Raw genomic sequence first — 20447 nt, forward strand, 5'->3', positions numbered from 1 at the left:
GTCAGCAGGTTTGCCGGGCGGCTACCCGACCGCGTCAGTAGATCGGCGGACGCTGATCGAGGATCGGCCCTTTCGGCTCCGACAGCATGTCGAGCGGCACCGCATCGACGAGCAGCGGTCCACGCGAGCGGGTGACCGCGCCGACCCGCTCGATCTTGGCGAAAGCGGCCTGCAGATCCGGCCGCGCCGCGGCGTTCTCGACGCCTACCACCAGCAGCGGACCGGCGAGTTGCTCAGGAGTTGGCGCCGGGGCCGCGAGCCAGCGGAACCGTTCACCGCGCTGAACCACGCAGGTACCCGGCGGCAGATAGAATTCCAGCCAGCCGGTGGTGCCGTAATCGTCGGTCAGCACGCAGCTGGCGCCGATCCGCCGCCGCACCTGATCGATCTCCGCCACCATCTGCGGGACGCCGACGCCGACTGACCGCACCGTGGCGTCGCGACGATAGCCGGTCAGCGCGCCGGTATTGACCTGGACGACGACCAGCGCGAACAGCACCGCGCCGGTCGACACCGCCCAGCGCCGGCACACCGTGACGACACGCGCGAGGCCGGGCTTCCAATGCGGATAGGCGGCCCCAACGGCAGCGGCGAGCGCAAACGCCGGATACAGCGGGCTCAGCCAGTTCGCCTCGACCCGGTCGTGCAGCGCCTGCCAGGCGAAATACAGCGCGATCGTCCACACCGTGGCGGCGACCAGAACGCGCGAGGCCGCAGGTCCCGTGCTCCGCTTGCCGAGCGCGATCAGGCCCATCACCCCGAGCACGAACACGAACGGCGTCGCCAGCACGAACTGGGTCGGGATCAGCTCGGCGAGGAAATGCGGCTCGAACCCGCCGAGCTTGGCGCGGCCGAACTGTTTGACGAAGGAAATCCAATCGTGCTGCGCATTCCAGATCACCACCGGCGAGAACAGCGCGAACGCGATCACGCCGCCGAGATACGGCCAGGGCGACAGCAGCCAGCGCCGCATCGAGGGCACCCACAACAGCCAGATCAGGATCGCCGGGCCGAAGAACAGCGCGGTGTATTTCGACAGCAGCGCCAGCCCGACCGCGACGCCGACCGCGAGCCACCACACGCCCCTGCCCGTCGCAGCGACTTGCGCCAGCGCCAGCAGCACGAAGCTGGATGCCACCAGCAGCGGCGCATCGGGGGTGACGATGGTAGTGCCGGCCGACACCATCATGGTGGCGTTGAGCAGCAGGGTCGCGGTGGCGGCGATGCCTTCGTCGTCGAACAATAGAATAGCGGCGCGCCACACCGCCCAGCTCATCGGCAGCGCCAGCAGGATCGACACCACCCTGACGCCGAACTCGGTATCGCCGGCGATCAGCGTGCCGAGCTTGATCACCACCGCCACCATCGGTGGGTGGTCGAAATAGCTGAGCGCGAGATTCTTCGACCAGGTCCAGTAATACGCCTCGTCGAAGGTCAGCGGCGTCACCGCCGCGGCGACCAGCCGAAGCGCGACCAGCCCGACGACGATCAGGATCGTGGCGACGGGAGGCCGCCGTATCGCGTCGCTCATCGCTTGCGCCAGACGAACAGGCCGGACATCGCGTAGTTCCACACCACGCCCATCAGCGCACCGGCCGCCCCCGCCAGCCACCAGGTGATGTGTTCGTTGTAGACCGCGAAGGCGACGCCGACATTGGCGAGCAGACCGACGCCACACACCAGATAGAACAGCAGCAGGCCGCGCAGAATCGCGAAGCCTTTGAGGCGCTGGTCGCGATAGGTCAGGAAATTGTTGAGAATGAAGTTGCTGGTCATTGCCACCAGCGCGGCGGCGCCCTGCGCCTCTGCGAACGGTTGTTCGAACAGCTTCAGCACCACGAACAGCGTGGCGAAGTGCACCACGACGCCGGTGGAGCCGACCAACGCGAACAGGATGAAGCGCAGCGACAGCACGTCGTGGCTGAACTTCGCCAGCACCAGTCCAAGGAAGTCCAGCGCCACCATCGAATCCAGCTTGCTCTCGCCGTGCAGCCGCGAGCCGAAGGTGAACGGCACTTCGACGATCCGCAGGCTGCCGCGCGCGGTCGCGATCACGTCGAGCAAGATCTTGAAGCCCTGGGTCGAAAGCTGCGGTGCGAGCTGCTCGAAGCGGTCGCGGCGGATCATGAAGAAGCCGCTCATCGGGTCCGCGACCTCGATCTTCAGCACCTTCTGCGCGACCCGGGTGGCGATGCTGCTGATCCCGGCGCGCTGCTTGTTGAAGCTGTCGGCGCTGCCGCCTTCGACGTAGCGGCTGCCGATCACGAGATCGGCAGCGTTGCTCTCCAGCAGCGACAGCATCTTGGCAAGCTGGGTCTCGTCGTGCTGCAGGTCGGCGTCCATCACCGCGGCGAACGGCGCGCCGGACGCAAGAATACCTTCGATGCAGGCGCCCGACAGACCGCGCCGGCCAATTCTGCGAATGCAGCGCACGCGGGAATCGCGCTGCGCCATGTCGCGAACAACCTGCCAGGTGCCGTCGGGAGAATTGTCGTCGACGAAGACGACCTCCCACGCCACGCCAGCGAGCGCCGCCTCCAATTTATGGAACAGCAGCTCGACATTATCACGTTCATTGAAGGTCGGGACGACCACCGAGAGCTGCAGCGGAACCGCGGCAGGCTGGGCACGGGTCGCAACCGCGGCTGGACTGGCATCGATCATTGCGCCATGCGTATAGCCGCCGCCCCCGACCCTGCCAAGGCGAGCGCGGCCCGAATCCGTCCAGAAATGTAGGGAAATCGGGTGGCGTGAGGCCCCCAAAAAGGTCAACGACCACGAACAACAGGTGCGCGTACATCCGGCGCTCCCTACTATTCAGTGGTCGTCTCGGCGTCGCACGCTCCATCTCGGAGCATCGACGTCGCCGTTGCAACCAAGATAGGAACGGGACACGGCATTCGCAAGGGGGAGATATGAAGAAAGCGCAGGCGGGCAATATCCGGATCGGGATAGGCGGCTGGACCTACGAGCCGTGGCGCGGGGTGTTCTATCCGGACAAGCTGCCGCAACGGCGCGAACTGGAATACGCCGCCTCGAAGCTGACCTCGATCGAGATCAACGGAACGTTCTATGGCTCGCAGAAGCCGGAGAGCTTTCGCAAATGGGCGAGCGAGGTGCCGGCGGACTTCGTGTTCTCGCTCAAAGGGCCGCGGTTCGCGACCAACCGCAAGATCCTGGCGGAAGCCGGCGACAGCATCGAACGGTTCTATCATTCCGGCGTGCTCGAACTCGGCGACCGGCTCGGCCCGGTCCTGTGGCAGTTCGCGCCGACCAAGAAGTTCGACGAAGCCGACTTCGGCAAATTTCTCGAACTGTTGCCGCGTGAACTCGACGGCCGCAAGCTGCGGCATGTCGTCGAAGTCAGGCATGACAGTTTCAAGACGCCGGCCTTCATCGCGCTGCTGCGCGAGCACGCCATTCCGGTCGTGTACTCCGAACACGCGATCTATCCGGAGATCGCCGATGTGACCGGAGACTTCGTCTATGCGCGGCTGCAGAAGGGCAAGGACGACATCGCTACCGGCTATCCGGCAAAGGCGCTGTCGGCATGGGCGCGGCGGCTGCAGCTTTGGGCGGGCGGCGGCGAACCGGACGATCTGCCGAAGGTCGATCCGGCACCTGAGAAATCGCGAAAGCGGGATGTGTTCGCCTATGTGATTCATGAAGGCAAGGTACGCGCCCCCGCCGCCGCGATGGAGCTGATCAAACTCGTCGGCTAAACTGCGGCAAACACGGCCAAGTGAGCGGTCGTGACGCGCGACATTGCGTCACCGCAAAGCCTTGCGGCCAATCAATGGGATGATCGTGCGCGCCCCATAGGCTCGGGCGCATGTACTACCTCAACAAAAGGGTCCGGTTTCGGATGGACAAAATCGACTTCATGAACGGGCAGATCAAGGCCCTGCTCAACTTCGCCAATGCGCTGATCAAGTCGCATCCCTCGCCGACGATCCTGCGCCACCATTTCGAAACCAAGGCTCGCGCCGCGCCGAACGCTCCGCAGGGGCTGTCGCTGTCCGAGGCCTATATCGACGGTATGGCCGATATCAATCGTCAGCTCGCCGTCGAACTCGAACACGCGATCACGCGCCGCGATCAGCACGAACCGCAGCCTGATTAATTCCAAGCACCGTCCCGGCTGGACAACCTCGACAACCGTGAGTTATATGTATATATAATTCTCTTAAAAGTTGTTGCGTTGGGTGGCCGGACGGTGCGTTGCGTTGGGTGGATCGGCGCGTTGAGCCTGATCGCGATCTTGGTCGCAGACCCCGACGGCGCCCAATCCCAGACATTCGAGCCCACCCTTGATGGTGAGGCTTCCGAAGAGCTGCCGTCGCCTGCCGCACTGACTGCACCGCTCGGCTCACCGGCCGCGGACGCGACCTGGTTCGACCCAACCGACGACGACGGACTGTGGGGCGATCTTCCCGACGGAAACGATCTTGCCGATCTGGCCGTGATCCAAACCGGCCGCCCAAGCGCGGCAGAGGCAACGAACCACGCGCTGCTTTTCGGCGGCCAGGACGTCTGGCGCAACGGGGTCTCGCTCTATGGCGGGGCCGAATGGTCCGGCATCGGGCCGGCCGAGAACGGATGGGTGATCCGTCTGCAGGCCTCGGAAGCTCTCGAACGCTATCAGACCACGCGCTTCGTCTATGTCAGCGACATCTCCCGCGCCTCCGTGCTGGCAGGCTGGCGGTTCAAGGTCGGTCAGTTCGAGCTGAAGATCCTCGCCGGTCCTGATCTCGAACATCGCACCTCGACCCCGGACATCCGCGACAGACGCTGGCGCGGCAGTCATGGCGGCCTGCGGATCGCGATAGAGGGCTGGGCCGAGCCGACGCCGGAGACGATGCTGACCTATTCGTTCTACGCGACCACCGTGGCGAGCAGCTACGGCACGCGCATCGCCGCAGGACGGCGAGCGCTCGACATGTTCTGGTGGGGGCCGGAAATGTCCGGCTCGGCCGACGAGTTCAGTCGACAGACCCGGATCGGACTGCATCTCAGCGGCCTGCGGATCGCCGCGCTGGAATGGTCAGCTGCCGCCGGCTACGTCCGCGACAGCTTTGGCAGAGGCGGTGTCTATATGCGGATGGGGGCTCAGCTCCGGCCGTAGCGAAGCGCATTGCTAATCGATCCGCCACACCGCCAGCGGTTCGGCATAGCCACGGACCGGCACATAGCCGATCAGCGAGGCATCGGCGGCCGCCGCTCCGATTTCATCGCGCATCGCCGACGAAATCAGCAGCTGCGTGCCGAACTCCTTGTTCAACGACTCCAGCCGCGAAGCGAAATTCACCGTGTCGCCGATCACCGTGTATTCTTTGCGGCGCGGTGATCCGACATTGCCGACCACGACGTCGCCGGTGTGGATGCCGATGCCGATCCGCAGCGGCCAGTCGTGCCCGTCATTGTGGCTGTGCATCGCGGCGATCATCTCGCGGGCGGCCGCCACCGCTTGCGAGGCCGCGGCCGCATCCTCGATCGGAGCGCCGAACAGCGCCAAAAAGCCGTCGCCGAGAAACTTGTTCACGATGCCGCCGTGACGATCGAGGATCTCGACCAGGATCGCGAAGGCTTCGTCGAGTCGTGCCACCACCTGATCGGGCGACCGCTCGCGCGCACCGGCGGTGAAGTTGCGAAAATCCGCGAACATCACCACCACCTTGCGGACCTCGCCCGCGCCGCTGGTGCCGGTGGACAGCAGTCTGTCGACCACCTGCGGCGAGACGTGCTGACCGAACAGATTGGTCACGTGATCGCGTGCATCGACCGCCACCAGTGAGGACTCGAACTGCCGCCTCAGCTGCAACCCGACACCGCCGGCGAGCATGCCGCACGTGAACACGATGACACTGCGGATGAAGTGGAAGGCGAAATCCGGCGGCTGATGGTCGGCGAAGCCCGGCGGTTGGTACAGCATCGCGATGCCGAGCAGTTCGGCCGCGGCGACGAAGCCGGTGAAGGTCGACAGCCAAAAATCCAGACGCAACGTCGACAGGATGATGAAGATGAAATAACCCAACGGTGCCGCGAAGGCGAGCGCCTGATTGGCCCCCATCGTATCCATCTGCAGATAGATGCCGACGGTCGGCAGACTGGTTTCGACCAGCACACCGACATAGCGTCGCCAAACCGGCAGATCGCTGCCCTGCGCAAACCGACGGCGCAGCAGCACCATCAGATAGGTCTCGAACACCAGGAATGGCGTGAACGACACCAGCAGTTGCGCAAACGAAAACTTGCCGTGCCAGATCGTTTCGATCTCGGTCGGAAACAGCCAATAGCCGCTCACCATCGTCGCCATCAACAGCGACACCGTGACCAGCACAACCCTGACGCGCAGCAATTCAGTTCGCAGGATTTCACGCGTAAGCGCGCCGCCGACCTCTTCCTTCAATGACGATTTGCGCGGCACCTTCGCAGCCAGCCGCCACCGCATCTGCATCGTCCTGTCCCCGCCCGCGGTGGCGCCGTCAGTCCAGCGTTCGCCTGAACCGCGTCACTGCGATCGTCATCGCCACCAGCATCAACGCCAGCAGCGCGAGCGCGTCGTAGTGCAGATTCTCCAGCGTCGATCCCTTCAGCATGATCGCACGAACGATCCGTAAATAATGCGTCAGCGGCAGGCACTCGCCGATATACTGCGCCCAGATCGGCATCCCCGCGAATGGAAACATGAAGCCGGACAGCAGGATCGACGGCAGGAAGAACATCATCGACGCCTGCATCGCCTGCAACTGGTTCTGCACCAGGGTCGAGAAGGTGTAGCCGATCGCCAGATTGGTGGTGATGAACAGCGTCGACAACAGCGCCAGCATCGCCAAGCTGCCGCGCAGCGGCACGCCGAACAGCAGCACACCGATGCCGAGGATCAGCGACGCCTGGATGAAGCCAACGCCGACATAAGGCAGGATCTTGCCGAGCATCACCTCGACCGGGGTGATCGGCATCGACAGCAGGTTCTCCATCGTGCCGCGCTCGATCTCGCGGGTGACCGACAGCGCGGTGAAGATCAGCATCGTCATGGTCAGGATAGTGCCGACCAGACCCGGCACGATGTTGAGCCGCGACGAGGCGGCCGGATTGTAGCGGGCGTGAGCGCGGATTTCGAACGGCGGATCGGCGGGCTCGCCGGCGACACGGTCGTGGACCAGCGCGTTCTGCACGATCTGGCCGAGCGACGACAGCGCCGAGCCGGCGGCCACCGGATCGGTGGCATCGGCCGCGACCAGGATCGCGGGCTTCTCGCCACGCCGCACCGCCCGCTCGAAGCCGCGCGGGATCTCGACGCCGAACAGCACGCGCCCGGACAGCAACAGATCGTCGAATTCGGCGACGCTGTGCACTTCGCGGGTGAACTTGAAGTACGCGGTATTCTCCAGCGCCTTCAAGATCGAGCGGCCGAGATCGGAATCCTCCTGCAGCAGCACCGCGGTCGGCAGATGCCGCGGGGTGGTGTTGATGGCGTAACCGAACAGCAGCAGCTGCATCACCGGGATGACGATGATCATCGCGAAGGTGAGCCGGTCGCGCTTGAGCTGGATCAGCTCCTTGACCAGCATCGCGTAGGAGCGGCGCAGAAATCCGAACCGGCGCTCCTTGATCGGTGCACCGGCTTTCGGCGCATCGTTATCGGCCATGGTCATTGGAAGTTGTCCTTCGACCGGCTCATCAGCTCGATGAACACGTCCTCGAGCGACGGCGCGCCGTGCTGCCAGCTCTGTCGCGGATCGCTGCGATACGGCGCCAGCGTCTGTTCGAGCGCGGCCTGGTCGCGGCCAGAGACGTGCAGGCTGGTGCCGAATGGCGCCACCATGTCGACGCCGGGCTTACCGGCGAGTTCGTGCGCCAGCGCGCCGAGGCCTTCGCCGGTGGCGACCCAGGTGGAGAGCTGCGAGCCGGCGATCACCTGATCGACGGTACCGTGCGCCAAGAGATAACCGTAAGCGATGTAAGCGATCTCGTGACAGCGCTCGGCTTCGTCCATGTAGTGAGTGGAGACCAGCACGGTGAGACCTTCGGCGGCGAGCGCGTGGATCTCGTTCCAGAAGTCGCGGCGCGCTTTCGGATCGACGCCGGCGGTCGGCTCGTCGAGCAGCAGCAATTGCGGGTTGGGCAGCGTGCAGGCGCCGAGCGCGAGCCGCTGCTTCCAGCCACCGGACAGCTCGCCGGCTAGTTGCTCCTCGCGCCCCGACAGGCCGAGCCGCTTGATCATCTCGCGGGCTGCGCCGCGCGCATCGGGCACGCCGTACAGCCGGGCGACGAATTCGAGGTTCTCGCGCACCGACAGGTCCTGATACAGGCTGAAGCGCTGCGTCATGTAACCGACGCGGCGTTTGATCTTGGCCGCATCGGTACGGATGTCGAAGCCGAGGCAGGTGCCGTCGCCGCGATCCGGCGTCAGCAGGCCGCACAGCATGCGGATCGTCGTGGTCTTGCCGGAGCCGTTCGGCCCGAGGAAGCCGTAGATCGAGCCGCGCTTCACCTGCATCGACAGATCGTGCACCACCTCGCGGCCGTTGAAGGATTTGGTGAGGCCGCGAACATCGATCGCGATGTCGCGATGGTCCGCCGCGATGGTCGGCGCCTCGGTCATGACCGGCCGGCCGCCACCGGCGAAGCCGCGGCCTTCGGCGTGACATACACACTGATCGGCTGGCCGACCCGCAGGCTTGCCGGTTTGCTCGGCCGCGCCTGGATCAGATAGACGAGTTTGTTGCGCTCATCGAGGCTGTAGATCACCGGCGGGGTGTATTCGGCGGTGGTCGAGATGAAGTAGATCTCGGCCGACAGATCCGGCGTGCAGTTGTCACACGTCACCCGCACTTTGTCGCCGATCGCGAGCTTCGGCAGCTCCGGCTCCGGCACGTAGAACCTGATCTTCATGTTGCCCGGCGGCAGGATCGACAGCACCGGCTTCTGCGCCGCAACCATCTCGCCCTCGCGGAAGTAGATCTGCTGCACCGTGCCGGTCACCGGCGAGCGGATCTGGCGCCGCGCCAGCCGAGTCTTCGAGGTTTCGACCCGGGCTTCAGCGACGCGCAGCGCCGAGACTGCCGAGTCGAGATTGGCCTGGGTGCCGGAACCGGTCTTGGACAGCGATTGGGCGCGATCGAAGGTCTGCTTGGCGTTGGCGAGCGTGGCGAGATTCTGATTGAGGTCGGCCTGCTGCAGATCGTCGTCGAGCGTGTAGATCAGCTCGCCCTTCTTGGCCTCGTCGCCTTCGCGCACGGTGAGCTTTGTAATACGGCCGGCTTCATCCGGGCTGACGAAGATCAGATCGGCCTCGACCCAGCCTTGATAGCCCGGGTCGCGGTCTGGGCCGCAGCTTGCGAGCGCCAGCGCGAGGACGACAGCGGCACAGCCGCGCACAACGACCGAGGCTCGCGTCATGACTCTGTCCTTTCGCCGAAGATCAGATCGAGATGGGTGCGCAGCATCGCCTGGACGTCGAGCGGCGCGAACCGGCCGAACAGCCCCTGCCAGATCACCGACAGCAGCACCGGCGCGATCGCGAGCTGAGGGAATCGCGCCAACGCCGCCACGCTAATTTCACCGCGGGCGACGCCGATTTCCAGAATGCGGCCGATGCCGGCAATGCCGGGCTCGACGACATTGCGGTAATGGAATTCCGCCAGCGACGGAAACCGGGTGCCCTCCGCCATCACCAACCGCACGATGTCGCCCCGCCGGGTCTGCGCCACGTCACGCAAGAAGGTGTCGGCGAAGACCTCGAGCATCTGCCGCACAGAGGTGCCGGGCGCAGGCTCCGCGGTCAGGCTTTGCAACTTCGGCACCAGCGCCGTGCGCACCAGTTCCTGAAACATCGCTTCTTTGTCGGTGAAGTGCAGATAGATCGTGCCCTTGGCGACACCGGCGCGCTTGGCAATGTCGTCGATCCGGGTCGCGGCGAAACCGCGCGCGGTGAATTCATCGAGCGCCGCCTCGATGATCGCCGTGCGCCGTTCCGCTGCCTTGGCCGCCCGGGTCGACAGCGCGTCCGCCTCGGAATCTGGTTTCGTAGACACAGCCGTACCGGCTCTCTTGCGGGTGACGGGAGCAGAAGCCGATGGACCGGGTGGCGTGCGTTTCATCAAAGTATTATGACTGACTGGTCAGTCATCGTCAATGCCGAAAAGTTCCATCGTCGAAGCGACCTGATCGTTCAGGCGCTGACTCGGTTCCGACCGCTGTGTTTGGCGCGATACAGGGATTGGTCGGCGCGCTGAATCGCATGCGCCAGCGTTTCAGCCGGCACAGCGGGCGCAATGCCGACGCTGATGGTGACCACGCCCCCGTCCCCGAGACCCGGATGCGCGATCTTCAGATTGCTGACCGCATGGCACAGCCGTTCGGCGGTCTCCTGCAGCTCAGATTCGTCGAGCCCGGGCAGCACCACGGCGAACTCCTCACCGCCGTAGCGCACCACGACGTCGCAGGACCGCAGGTTGCGGCGGATCGCGGTCACGATCTGCTGCAGGCAACGGTCGCCGGCGGCGTGGCCGCCGTGATCGTTGAACAGCTTGAAGTGATCGACGTCGATCATCAACACGCTCTGGCCGAGCGATGGGACGAGCGAAGCCGTCTCCTGCTCGATCAAGTCGTCGAGATAGCGGCGGTTGAACACACCGGTCAGCGCGTCCGTCGCTGACAGTTGCTCGAGCGCGGCATTCGCCCGGCGCAGATCGCGCTTCAGGCGCGCATCGCTGCGGCGGATCGCCACCAACTCGGCAATCTGCGCTTCCTTGCGTCGACGGGCGCGCAGCCCGACCACACAAGTGACGAGGCTCAGTCCGACCAGATCGATATTGGCCCACGCCGGCGGCCAGCGAAGGCCGGAGACGACGATCAGGGCATACAGCACCGTCGCGGTGACGGTCATGATCTTGGTGGTGCGCCACGACAACGCCGACACCAGCGCGCCGGCGAACACGACGAACAGCGCCGACATCATGTAACGCCCGGCGAACGGTTCCGGTGCGAACTGCCCGATCGCGGTGACCGACAGCGTGAAGACGACGACGGCTGTGGCCTGTATCACCGCCTGCAGCGGCCGATCGGCTGGCCGACGGTTGAGCGTAAGCGCCAGCAGCACCAGCGGTGTCACCAGCAGCAGCCGCAGGCCTGCAGCCACTGCGAGATGCCGCGGGTCCAGCACGGCAACGTCGATGGCGAGCGCTGCGACATTGACCAGCAGCGCCCCGACCAGGAAGCGCTGGCGCGCACCCGCGCCCCGAATCTGACGGGCGGCTTCCGGCCAATCGGAAGCCCGACGCTGTTGATCGATAGGGAACAGTTCGTTCACGCTCTCGTCCGCGAAAATCGGCGATGCCGCCGCGATACTCCTTGAGCCCACGATCACTTACGCCGCGTTGATTAAGGCGCCGCTGCTCACGGGTTCCGCAAGCAATGCCTAACGAGGCGCTAAGCCGCGCCCGACGAGGCGACCGATCGGGAACGGCCGACAGCACTTGGGATTGTCCTGACAGGAATGTCCTGGGAGAGAAAACATGTCGACGGAATGGATGTGGGGAATTGGCGTTGTCGTGCTCGGCATCGCGATCGCCTACGCGCTGATGCGCAACCGGACCCGCAGCGCGGCCGAGAAGCGAACCACCGAGACGGTCACCAAGGAGAATTATCGCGCCGAAGATCTGCAGGAGCGACCGCGGCCGATGCCGGAATAACCCCGTCTTCAGGTGTGGAATTTGAGGCCGTCAAGGATCTTGTCGACGACCTTGCGGTCGGCCCGGACGGCGAGGCCGACCAGCGGTAGATCGGCCCGCGCCACTGCCTTCACGGCATCGCGGTTGGCGGCGTCGTGCGTCGTTTTGAACATCGCTTCGGTGTAGATCGCCGGCTTGACGTTGCGAGCCAGCGCCCGCTCCAGCGCGCGTGACAGGCCGGGGCCATCGGCGCCGTAGACCAGGATCGGTTGACCGATCAGCGGATGATACGGCGTGCCGTTGCCGTCTTCGTAGGGCTCGCCGATGCACTCCGGGAACGCCGCCGTGATGCCGGAAGTGAGAAACGCCGCAACGTTCAGCTTCTGCCAGGCTTCGAGGTCGGTGCGGATCACGAGCGCGATCTTGGTATCGAACTGCATGCCGTGCTGATAGCAGGGCGGTCCCGGCCTGTCAGCTCACGATCGTTTCAGATCACATCGCTCAGCCCTTGGCGTCGCAGGCCCAGGCGCGGATCACGCATTCCTTGCCGCCATATTCGTAGCACCGGCGGGTCGCAGCGTTGAGCGAGGATGAAATCTTCGGTTCGACGGCGTAGCCGTGCGCGCCGCACGGGTTGCTCATGTCGATCGACAGCGCGGCACAGGCCCGGCGCATGGTGAGCGTGGTGCAATCCCCCTTGCAGCGCTTGCGCGCCGCGGCGATCGCCGCCTCCTCGGCCGAATAGTCGAACGCCTGTCCATAGGCGCCGCATTTGCCGATCGCCAAAGCTCCAGCCGCATGCGCGGGCGCGAGCAGATGCAGACAGGCGATCCAAACAACGACAATCAGCGCGGCTCTGCGCCACGCGGCAATCGACAATTTCAACGTCCCCCTCCCCCGAGGTTCATCCCGGGTTCCAAATTATCCGCGAGGCCGTTTCAACTTGGTGAACAAACCGCACCTCACGTATCGTCCGGTCGAGGACGATCAGCGCACCGGACCGCGCCGCGCCAGAAACTGTTCGAGACGCGGCAGAAATTCGCCTGCGGCGAAGCTGAGATGAAAAAGTCGCCGTTCCAGCGCCAGCCCATCGGCGAGCCCGACCGAGACCGCGCGATCGACCGCCTGCTTGGCGAATCGCACCGCATGCATCGGATGCGCCGCGACCTGCACGGCGGCCTCACAGGCGGCAGCGAGCGCCGTACCGTCCGCGACCACGCGGCTGATCAGGCCGATCCGCTCCGCTTCGGCCGCGGCAATCAACCTCCCTGTGAGCACCAGATCCATCGCACGGGCCCGACCGATCGCACGCGCCAGCCTTTGCGTACCGCCTCCGCCCGATAGCGTGCCAAGCGCAATCTCGGGGTGACCGAATTTCGCGGATGCGCCGGCGATCACCAGATCGCACATCTCGATCAGCTCGCAGCCGCCCCCGATCGCGTAACCTTCGACCGCGGCGACCAGCGGCTTGGTGCACGACGCCAGACGATCGCAGCAGCCGGAAAAATCCTCGGCGAGCGCCGTCGCCAGATCGATGCCCCGCATCTCGGCGATGTCGGCGCCGGCGCAGAACACCTCGCGACCGGTGAGCACGATCGCCGCGATCGCCGCATCGCGCTCCAGTGCATCGAGCGCCTCAGCCAAATCGGCGATCAGCTCGCGCGACAGCGCGTTGCGCGCACTCGGCCGGTTCAATGTGACGACACCGACGGCATCGTTGCGTTCGATCTCCACCAACATCGCGGGCCGCGCTCCTCGCTTCAACTCACGGCATTCGATGTAGCATTCGGCGCTTCTCACGGTAAAATCGATTGATCTCAATGATCGATAGAGAATTTCGATGAATGTGCAGCACCTGCATTACTTCCTCGCCGTGATGCGTACCGGCTCGGTATCGCGCGCCGCCGGCGAGCTCGGCATCACCCAGCCGACGCTGTCGCAGGCGTTGAAAGGGCTGGAGCGCGAGTTCGGCGCACCGTTGTTCGCGCCCGACGGCCGCGGCATTCGCGCGCTGCCGAGCGCCAAGCAGCTCGAGACCAAGGTGCGCGCGGCGCTGCAGACGCTGGCCGAGGCCAAGCGCGAACTCGGCGGATCGGCGCCGGCGCGGCTGAAGCTCGGCGTGCTGCCGAGCCTCGCCGCCGGCTGGCTCCCTGGTCTGATCAGCGCCGGAGCCGGTGCGGTCGATATCGTCGAAGCGGCGAGCGGCGACCTGGAGCGACTCGTCCGCAACGGGGCGCTCGACTTCGCGCTGTCGATCGCGCCCGAACGCAAGCTCCCGCACAGGGTGCTGATAAAGGAGCCGTTTCAGCTGTTCGTCGGCCCGGATCACCCATGGGCGGGACGGCGCAGCGTCGCCCTCGCCGAACTCGCCGGGCAACTGTTCATCCTGCGACAGGGCTGCGAGCGACTAGGCAACGGCAGGCGCCTGCTCGACGCCGCCGGGGTTCGGTTTCGCGTCGTGGCAAAAACCCATCAGGAGGCGACCGCGGCGATGCTGGTCGCAGCCAATGTCGGCTGCACTCTGGCACCGGCGAATTGGGGCGAAGGCACGCTGCGCGCACTCGACGTCACCGGCTTGACGCTGGAGCGAAACGTCGCGCTGCTGTGGAAGCTGGCGTCTGAAACCAAGGCAGCGACGGCATTTGCGGCCCGGCTCGCGCGCGCCCCCGGCCACTGAACACACGCGCCGCGCCAGAGCCAAGACGACCGGCCGTGACGAACGGCGCGGGACCCGTTCGGATTCACACGCCCTCGTGACTACTCTCCTTATGGTTGTATTACATGATGATACACCAAGATAGTGGTATTTCGAAACCTAGTCATAGGAGACGGCCATGCGACTGATCGGCAAATTGGTCATCGGTTTGGTTGGAGGTGCATATCTGGCCCTGGCGACGACGATCCCAGCCGATGCCCAGACGATATGGACCTGGAAGAACCAGTACGGCTCGACGCTGGCGGTCAACTCGTTCGACACCAACACCGGCGCGCTATCTGGAACCTATACCAACAACGCGAAAAACAGCTGCGACGAAGGCAAGCCGCAGCCGATGACCGGCTGGCTGTCGTGGGGCACCGGCACCGCAATCAGCTTCGCGGTGAATTTCGCCGGCTGCGACTCGACCACGGTGTGGACCGGCCAGCTCACCACCAGCGCGGATTTCCAGGGATTGTGGCTGTTGTCGCTGGCCGAGCCGGTGGCTTGGAACGGCATCAGCGCCGGGGCGGACTTCTTCAAGTTCGCCAACGGCGATCAGACCAAGCTGATGAAATCCGCCGACGCAGCGAAAGCCGCGGGAACCGGCAGCGAGAAGCTCACCGGCACCAAGAAGAAATAGCAATCGCGCGGCGCGCTGGAATCCGGCTTCGAGACAATCGGAGTCGGATCTCCAGATCCTCGATCCGGCAGATCCGGTGCGATGAAGGATTGAACGTTTCGCCGAGTGCGATGTGTCAGCCGCGATGTGTCAGCCCCGCCGCGCTTGGTCGAGCGCCTGCGGGGTGTCGATGTCGAGGAACGCCGCCTCGCCTTCGACCGGCACTTCGGCCACCGCTTCGCCGTGCTTGGCGATCAGATGCCGCGCGCCGACGTCGCCGCCGAGCGTCATCAGCTCGGCGAAAAACCGCCGCGACCACAGCACCGGATTGCCGCGTCGGCCTTCCGCGACCGGGACCACGATCAGCGCACCGCGATCGGGGTCGAACGCGGCGATCATCCGGTCGATCAAGGCGGCGTCGATCAGCGGCATGTCGCCGAGGCAGACGATCGCGCCATCGGCATCGTCGCCCAGCGCCGCGATGCCGGACTTCACGGACGAAGCAATGCCTTCGGCAAAGTCTGGATTGTGCACGAAGGTGAGATCGAGCCCATTCAGCGCCGCTTCGACCTCCTCTGCCTGATGGCCCGTGACGACGATGGTGCGCGCGGCCTGTGAAGCCAGCGCCTGCTCGGCAACGATCCGCACCAGCGGCTTGCCGTTGAGATCGGCGAGCAGCTTGTTCGGCCCGCCCATTCGGGTGCCACGCCCGGCGGCGAGCACGATCGCCGCGACATTGCGGCCGCTCTCAGCGACCGGCACCCGCGGCTGCGGTCGCGTCACGATTTCCATCAACAGGCCGCCGACCCCCATCGCGGTGATGTCGGCGCGAGTGACGCTGAGCCCGGCGAGCAGCCGCATCAGCACCCAGTCGAAGCCGTTCTCGACCGGCGAGCGCGCACAGCCCGGTGCGCCGAGCAGCGGCACGCCCGACACCGAGCCGACCAGCAGCAAATTGCCGGGGTCGACCGGCATGCCGAAATGCGAAATCGTGCCGCCGACCGCGCCGATCGCTGCCGGGATGACGTCGCGGCGGTCGGCGATCGCCGAAGCACCGAACACGATCACCATCTCGGCGCCGAGCCCAAGTAGTTCCTTGATCGCGGCTGACAGCGCGTCCTCGTCGTGCGCGACGCGGCGCTCGGCGATGATTTCGGCGCCGGCCGGCGCCAACCGCTCGGCCGTGACGCGCAGCGTCTTGTCGATCACCTTCGGGGCGAGGCCGGGCAGCAGCGTCGACACCACGCCGACGCGCTTGATCAGGTAAGGCGCGACCCGCAGCGCGCCGCCTTGCGCCGCCGCCACCGCGGCATCGCGCAGGCCGCCTTCGACACCGAACGGGATCAGCTTGACGGTGGCGACCATCTCGCCTTCGACCACCGGCTTGTACGCCGGCAGCGTCGCGAGCGTAATCGCTTCATCGACTGCGTTGACGCGATCGACCACGGTGCGATCGATGACCAATACGCCGGTCCGCGCCGCGAACAGATTGGCCCGGCCAGTGAACGCGCGATCGACTGTGATGCCATCGTCGGCGACCGCGCCCGCGACATCCGCGGCCGCGACGTCCTCGGACACGTCGCCGGGTTCGAGCTGAACCACTACGATCTCGGCGATGCCGGCCTTCTCCAGCGCCGCGACTTCGGCGGCGCCGATCGTCGTGCCCTTCTTCAGCAGCAATCCATTCTGCCGCAGCGAATGCACGGTGACGCCGCCGATCGCATCGGCCGGACGGCGCGGGCCGAACTTCATGCCGCGGCCGCCTTGGACGACGCTGGCAGCCGCAGCGCCGCGGTGATTTCCGCCATGATCGACACCGCGATCTCGGACGGCGACACCGCACCGATCGCCAGCCCGATCGGCGCGTGAATCCGCCCCAAATCGGCGTCGGATGCGCCCTGCTGTTTCAGCCGCTCCAGCCGCTTGGCATGGGTCTTCTTCGAGCCGAGCGCGCCGATGTAGAAACAGTCGCGCGCGAAGGCGTGCAGCAGCGCCGGATCGTCGATCTTCGGATCGTGCGTCAGCGCCACGAAGGCGGTGTAGTGATCGATGTTGAGAGGCGGCAGTGCGACGTCCGGCCACTCGGCGATCAACGGCACGTCGGGGAAGCGCTCCGGGCTGGCGAACGCGGTGCGCGGATCGACCACGGTGACGTCGTAGCCGAGCGAGCGCGCCAGCGGTGCCAGCGCCTGGCTGATATGCACGGCGCCGACGATCACCAGCTTGGCGGTCGGCGCATAGACGTTGAGAAACAGCTTTCCGCCATCCGCCTCGATGGTCGCGCTCTTGCCCATGCGAAGCTGCTTACCAAGCTCGGCGGCCAGCGGATCGGCGGCAATGTCGGCGGCCTTCACCAGCCGCTGCGCGCCTGTCGCGGTGTCGGTGACCACGATCGCCGGACGCCGCGCGGCGCGCTCGGCGTTGAGTTGCTGCAGGATCTCGAACTTCACGATGACCGCCCCACTTGCCTAGATCCCGCCTCAGAGCCCAACCGAAGACAACGACCTTGGAATTGAAACTCCGTCATTGCGAGGAGCGAAGCGACGAAGCAATCCCGAGCTAGGTGCACTGGACTTCTGGATTGCTTCGCTCCGCTCGCAATGACGGAAAATTCCCAATTCCATGGCAACTAATCGACCTTTTCGACGAACACCCGGATGGTGCCGCCGCAACTCAGCCCGACCTTCCAGGCGGCCTCGTCGGCGACGCCGAATTCGAGCAGTTTCGGCGTGCCGCTGTCGATCACGTCGAGCGCTTCGGTGACCACCGCGCCCTCGACGCAGCCGCCGGACACCGAGCCGAGAAAGGTGCCCTCGTCATTGATCACCAGGCTGGAGCCGGCGGGGCGCGGCGCCGACCCCCAGGTTTCGACCACGGTGGCGAGCGCAACGCCGCGGCCGGCTTTGCGCCAGTCCTCGGCGGCCCGCAGGATGTCTTCGTCGCGATCGAGCTGCATGGAGGCGTCTCCTCTTGCGTGGCTGTTGCGGGTGCCGGTCAGGCGACGGAACGGATCGTACTGAAATAGTGCGGCGGCGGTGCCGACGACAGCGCCGCGATCAGCGTGTGCATCGAGGTCAAATTATGCACCGGTCGGAATTCGTCAACGTGGGGTAGCATCATTTTGATACCCTGGGCGCGCGGCTCAAAGCCGTCGTAACGCAGCAGCGGGTTGAGCCAGATCAGCCGGCGGCAGGAGCGGTGCAGCCGGTCCATCTCGAACGCCAGCTTGGAATCGCTTTCGCGCTCCAGCCCGTCGGAGATCAGCAGCACGACCGCGCCCTGGCCGAGCACCCGCCGCGCCCACAGCTTGTTGAAGCTGTGCAGCGACGTCGCAATCCGCGTGCCGCCGGCCCAGTCCTCGACCGAGGAGGTGCAGCTCGCCAGCGCTTCGTCCGGATCCCGCTGGCGCAGCGCGCGGGTGACGTTGGTCAGCCTTGTGCCGAACAGGAAGGTCGAGACCCGTTTGCGATCGTCGGTGATGGCGTGGAGGAAGTGCAGGAACAGCCTCGTGTATTCGCTCATCGAGCCCGAGATATCGAGCAGCGCCACGATCGGCGCCGGCTTGTCGATCAGGCCGAGCCGCTTGATGTCGACGACCTCGCCGCCGGTGCGCAACGACGCGCGCAGCGTGCGGCGCAGGTCGAGCTTCAGGCCGCGGCGATCCGGCCTGACACGGCGGGTGCGCAGCTCGGCCTGCGGCAGCCGCATCCGCTCGATCGCGCGGGTGACTTCGGCGATCTCCGCCGCGCTCATCTGCGCGAAGTCCTTCTTCTGCAGGATCTCCTTGTCGGAGACGGCAAGACGCAGTTCCTGCTCCTCGGCCGACGGCATGTCGCGCGTTGCGGCGGGCGCCATCGCCTCCTGAACCCGGCGCGAAGCCGGCGGCGGCTTCTTCTTGGCGGCGTCCGGCAGCGGAATCGAATCCAGCATGTGCTGCCAGTCCTCGGCGGCCCGGAAGAACAGCGCGAACGCCTGGTCGAAGATCAACAGATGCTCGCGGCGCTTGACGAAGATCGCTTCCAGCGTGGCGTACAGATCGTCGCGATGGCCGATCTCGATCAGTTGCAGCGCATCCAGCGCATCGATCACCGCGCCCGGCCCGACCGGCAGCCCCGCCGCCCGCAGCGCCCGGGCAAACCCGACCACATTGTCCGCCATCTTGCCGGTCGGCGGATTGAGATGGTCGATCATCGCGGTCGGATTACGCTGCATCTGACGACAACCTATTCCTCGGTCATTCCGGGGCGCGCGCAGCGCGAACCCGGAATCTCGACATCAGTGCCCGCTTCAGATTCCGGGTTCGCGAGCTCCGCTCGCGCCCCGGAATGACGAACACCCAGTCAATACACGCCCTCGCCGGCCGCACGACCTGCTCCCTCTCCCGCTTGCGGGAGAGGGGTGGGGTGAGGGCGACGCGAGCACCGTGCCTGGGGCTCCCCCACCCCAGCCCTCCCCCGCAAGCGGGAGAGGGAGCGCGCTGCCGCTGTGGCGAAAGCCGAAGCAGGCAACAAACCAGAGAGCCCGACTAAAGAGGCCTATTACTTCCCTTCGGTCGCATCCTTGACCAGTTTCTGCACGGTGTCGCCCTGCATCCGGGCGATGTCGTCCTGGTACTTGAGCAGCGCGCCGAGGGTGTCGCCGACGACTTCGGCGGTCAGCGCGCGGGCGTCGAGTTCGGTCAGCGCGGTCGCCCAATCGAGCGTTTCGGCGACGCCGGGCGATTTGTAGAAATCCTGCTCGCGCAGCGCCTGGACGAAGTTCACCACCTGCTGCGACAGCTTGGCCGAGATCCCCGGCACGCGCGACTTGACGATCGCCAGTTCGCGCTCGGCGTTCGGATAGTCGACCCAGTGATAGAGACAGCGCCGCTTCAGCGCGTCATGGATCTCGCGGGTGCGGTTGGAAGTGACGATCACGATCGGCGGCGCCGGCGCCTTGATGGTGCCGAACTCCGGAATGGTGACCTGAAAGTCGCTGAGCACTTCGAGCAAGTAAGCCTCGAACGCCTCGTCGGCGCGGTCGAGCTCGTCGATCAGCAGCACCGGCGCGCCAGCCGTGTCCGGCTCCAGCGCCTGTAGCAGCGGGCGCTTGATCAGGAAGCGCTCGGAGAAGATGTCGCTGGAGAGCTGGTCGCGGTCGGTGTCGCCGGCGGCTTCGGCGAGCCGGATCGCGATCATCTGTGCCGACGAATTCCACTCGTACACCGCGGAGGCGACGTCGAGTCCCTCGTAGCACTGCAGCCGGATCAGGCGGCGGCCGAGCGCAGCCGACAGCACCTTGGCGATTTCGGTCTTGCCGACGCCGGCCTCGCCCTCAAGAAACAGCGGCCGGCCCATCCGCAGCGCCAGAAACACCACCGTCGCCAGCGACCGCTCGGCGAGATAGCCGCGGCTCGTCAGCAGCTCAAGCGTGGCGTCGACGGAGGCGGGAGGCGCGGTTGCGGTCATGACCG

Annotated in this window: 22 protein-coding genes; 6 read left to right on the top strand and 16 right to left on the bottom strand. The window is 65.7% G+C overall.

Annotation, left to right across the window (positions count from 1 at the left end):
- Positions 1-34: 34 nt before the first annotated feature.
- Together DNX69_RS23935 and DNX69_RS23940 are read right to left on the bottom strand one after the other, a co-directional pair.
- Positions 35-1531: a glycosyltransferase family 39 protein gene (locus DNX69_RS23935; protein ID WP_110788516.1), complete on the bottom strand. Its 1497-nt coding sequence runs from the start codon at positions 1529-1531 to the stop codon at positions 35-37.
- The gene (locus DNX69_RS23940; RefSeq protein ID WP_110788517.1) at positions 1528-2664 is read right to left on the bottom strand and encodes a glycosyltransferase; all 1137 of its coding nucleotides are present in this window, start codon (positions 2662-2664) and stop codon (positions 1528-1530) included. The genes DNX69_RS23935 and DNX69_RS23940 overlap by 4 nt, the downstream gene beginning before the upstream one ends.
- Before the next feature lie 251 nt (positions 2665-2915).
- Between DNX69_RS23940 and DNX69_RS23945 the strand changes: the two genes are divergently transcribed.
- From DNX69_RS23945 to bcsS, 3 genes are all read left to right on the top strand, one after another.
- On the top strand, positions 2916-3722 hold the full coding sequence (locus tag DNX69_RS23945) for a DUF72 domain-containing protein (protein ID WP_110788518.1): 807 nt from the start codon (positions 2916-2918) through the stop codon (positions 3720-3722).
- 143 nt (positions 3723-3865) lie between these two features.
- Positions 3866-4123 carry a hypothetical protein gene (locus tag DNX69_RS23950; protein ID WP_110788760.1) on the top strand — a complete coding sequence of 86 codons (258 nt, stop codon included), beginning with the start codon at positions 3866-3868 and terminating at the stop codon, positions 4121-4123.
- 120 nt (positions 4124-4243) lie between these two features.
- Positions 4244-5125 carry a cellulose biosynthesis protein BcsS gene (bcsS, locus tag DNX69_RS23955; protein ID WP_234827066.1) on the top strand — a complete coding sequence of 294 codons (882 nt, stop codon included), beginning with the start codon at positions 4244-4246 and terminating at the stop codon, positions 5123-5125.
- A gap of 12 nt (positions 5126-5137) precedes the next feature.
- On the opposite strand, the gene DNX69_RS23960 is transcribed toward bcsS, so the two are convergent.
- The 6 genes from DNX69_RS23960 to DNX69_RS23985 all read right to left on the bottom strand — a co-directional run bounded on the left by DNX69_RS23960 (position 5138) and on the right by DNX69_RS23985 (position 11317).
- Complete coding sequence (locus DNX69_RS23960) at positions 5138-6457, bottom strand: adenylate/guanylate cyclase domain-containing protein (protein ID WP_110788519.1); 1320 nt, start codon at positions 6455-6457, stop codon at positions 5138-5140.
- Between the two features lie 28 nt (positions 6458-6485).
- Positions 6486-7658 (bottom strand): ABC transporter permease, encoded by a 1173-nt coding sequence (locus DNX69_RS23965; protein WP_110788520.1) that lies wholly within the window; start codon positions 7656-7658, stop codon positions 6486-6488.
- Positions 7655-8608, bottom strand: a complete 954-nt coding sequence (locus DNX69_RS23970) for an ABC transporter ATP-binding protein (RefSeq protein ID WP_110788521.1) — start codon at positions 8606-8608, stop codon at positions 7655-7657. The genes DNX69_RS23965 and DNX69_RS23970 overlap by 4 nt, the downstream gene beginning before the upstream one ends.
- Positions 8605-9405 (bottom strand): HlyD family secretion protein, encoded by an 801-nt coding sequence (locus DNX69_RS23975; RefSeq protein ID WP_110788522.1) that lies wholly within the window; start codon positions 9403-9405, stop codon positions 8605-8607. The genes DNX69_RS23970 and DNX69_RS23975 overlap by 4 nt, the downstream gene beginning before the upstream one ends.
- Positions 9402-10106, bottom strand: a complete 705-nt coding sequence (locus DNX69_RS23980) for a TetR/AcrR family transcriptional regulator (RefSeq protein ID WP_110788523.1) — start codon at positions 10104-10106, stop codon at positions 9402-9404. The genes DNX69_RS23975 and DNX69_RS23980 overlap by 4 nt, the downstream gene beginning before the upstream one ends.
- Positions 10107-10177: 71 nt before the next feature.
- Entirely contained in the window at positions 10178-11317 is a 1140-nt protein-coding gene (locus DNX69_RS23985) for a GGDEF domain-containing protein (protein ID WP_110788762.1), read from the bottom strand.
- A gap of 205 nt (positions 11318-11522) precedes the next feature.
- Between DNX69_RS23985 and DNX69_RS26405 the strand changes: the two genes are divergently transcribed.
- Complete coding sequence (locus DNX69_RS26405; RefSeq protein ID WP_165825320.1) at positions 11523-11699, top strand: hypothetical protein; 177 nt, start codon at positions 11523-11525, stop codon at positions 11697-11699.
- 8 nt (positions 11700-11707) lie between these two features.
- Here the strand turns inward: DNX69_RS26405 and DNX69_RS23990 are convergent, their stop codons facing one another.
- The 3 genes from DNX69_RS23990 to DNX69_RS24000 form a co-directional block, all read right to left on the bottom strand.
- Positions 11708-12118 carry a DUF2000 family protein gene (locus tag DNX69_RS23990; protein ID WP_110788524.1) on the bottom strand — a complete coding sequence of 137 codons (411 nt, stop codon included), beginning with the start codon at positions 12116-12118 and terminating at the stop codon, positions 11708-11710.
- Positions 12119-12179: 61 nt separating this feature from the next.
- Complete coding sequence (locus DNX69_RS23995; protein ID WP_234827077.1) at positions 12180-12527, bottom strand: DUF4189 domain-containing protein; 348 nt, start codon at positions 12525-12527, stop codon at positions 12180-12182.
- Between the two features lie 138 nt (positions 12528-12665).
- Entirely contained in the window at positions 12666-13418 is a 753-nt protein-coding gene (locus DNX69_RS24000) for an enoyl-CoA hydratase-related protein (RefSeq protein WP_110788526.1), read from the bottom strand.
- Between the two features lie 100 nt (positions 13419-13518).
- Here DNX69_RS24000 and DNX69_RS24005 point away from each other — a divergent pair, with 100 nt between their 5' ends.
- Positions 13519-14355: a LysR family transcriptional regulator gene (locus DNX69_RS24005; RefSeq protein WP_110788527.1), complete on the top strand. Its 837-nt coding sequence runs from the start codon at positions 13519-13521 to the stop codon at positions 14353-14355.
- Positions 14356-14512: 157 nt separating this feature from the next.
- Positions 14513-15016 (top strand): avidin/streptavidin family protein, encoded by a 504-nt coding sequence (locus DNX69_RS24010; RefSeq protein ID WP_110788528.1) that lies wholly within the window; start codon positions 14513-14515, stop codon positions 15014-15016.
- 129 nt (positions 15017-15145) lie between these two features.
- On the opposite strand, the gene DNX69_RS24015 is transcribed toward DNX69_RS24010, so the two are convergent.
- From DNX69_RS24015 to DNX69_RS24040, 5 genes are all read right to left on the bottom strand, one after another.
- The gene (locus tag DNX69_RS24015; protein WP_110788529.1) at positions 15146-16747 is read right to left on the bottom strand and encodes an NTP transferase domain-containing protein; all 1602 of its coding nucleotides are present in this window, start codon (positions 16745-16747) and stop codon (positions 15146-15148) included.
- Positions 16744-17445, bottom strand: coding sequence for an XdhC family protein (locus tag DNX69_RS24020; RefSeq protein ID WP_110788530.1), 702 nt, complete (start codon positions 17443-17445; stop codon positions 16744-16746). Before DNX69_RS24020 ends, DNX69_RS24015 begins: the two co-directional genes overlap by 4 nt.
- A gap of 179 nt (positions 17446-17624) precedes the next feature.
- A complete protein-coding gene (locus DNX69_RS24025; RefSeq protein WP_110788531.1) occupies positions 17625-17951 on the bottom strand; it encodes an XdhC family protein in 327 nt (108 codons plus the stop codon).
- Positions 17952-17989: 38 nt separating this feature from the next.
- Positions 17990-19207: a vWA domain-containing protein gene (locus DNX69_RS24030; protein WP_110788532.1), complete on the bottom strand. Its 1218-nt coding sequence runs from the start codon at positions 19205-19207 to the stop codon at positions 17990-17992.
- 326 nt (positions 19208-19533) lie between these two features.
- A complete protein-coding gene (locus DNX69_RS24040) occupies positions 19534-20442 on the bottom strand; it encodes an AAA family ATPase (protein WP_110788533.1) in 909 nt (302 codons plus the stop codon).
- Positions 20443-20447 lie beyond the last annotated feature (5 nt).

The sequence above is a fragment of the Rhodopseudomonas palustris genome, from assembly GCF_003226555.1.
GTDB lineage: Bacteria > Pseudomonadota > Alphaproteobacteria > Rhizobiales > Xanthobacteraceae > Rhodopseudomonas > Rhodopseudomonas palustris_I.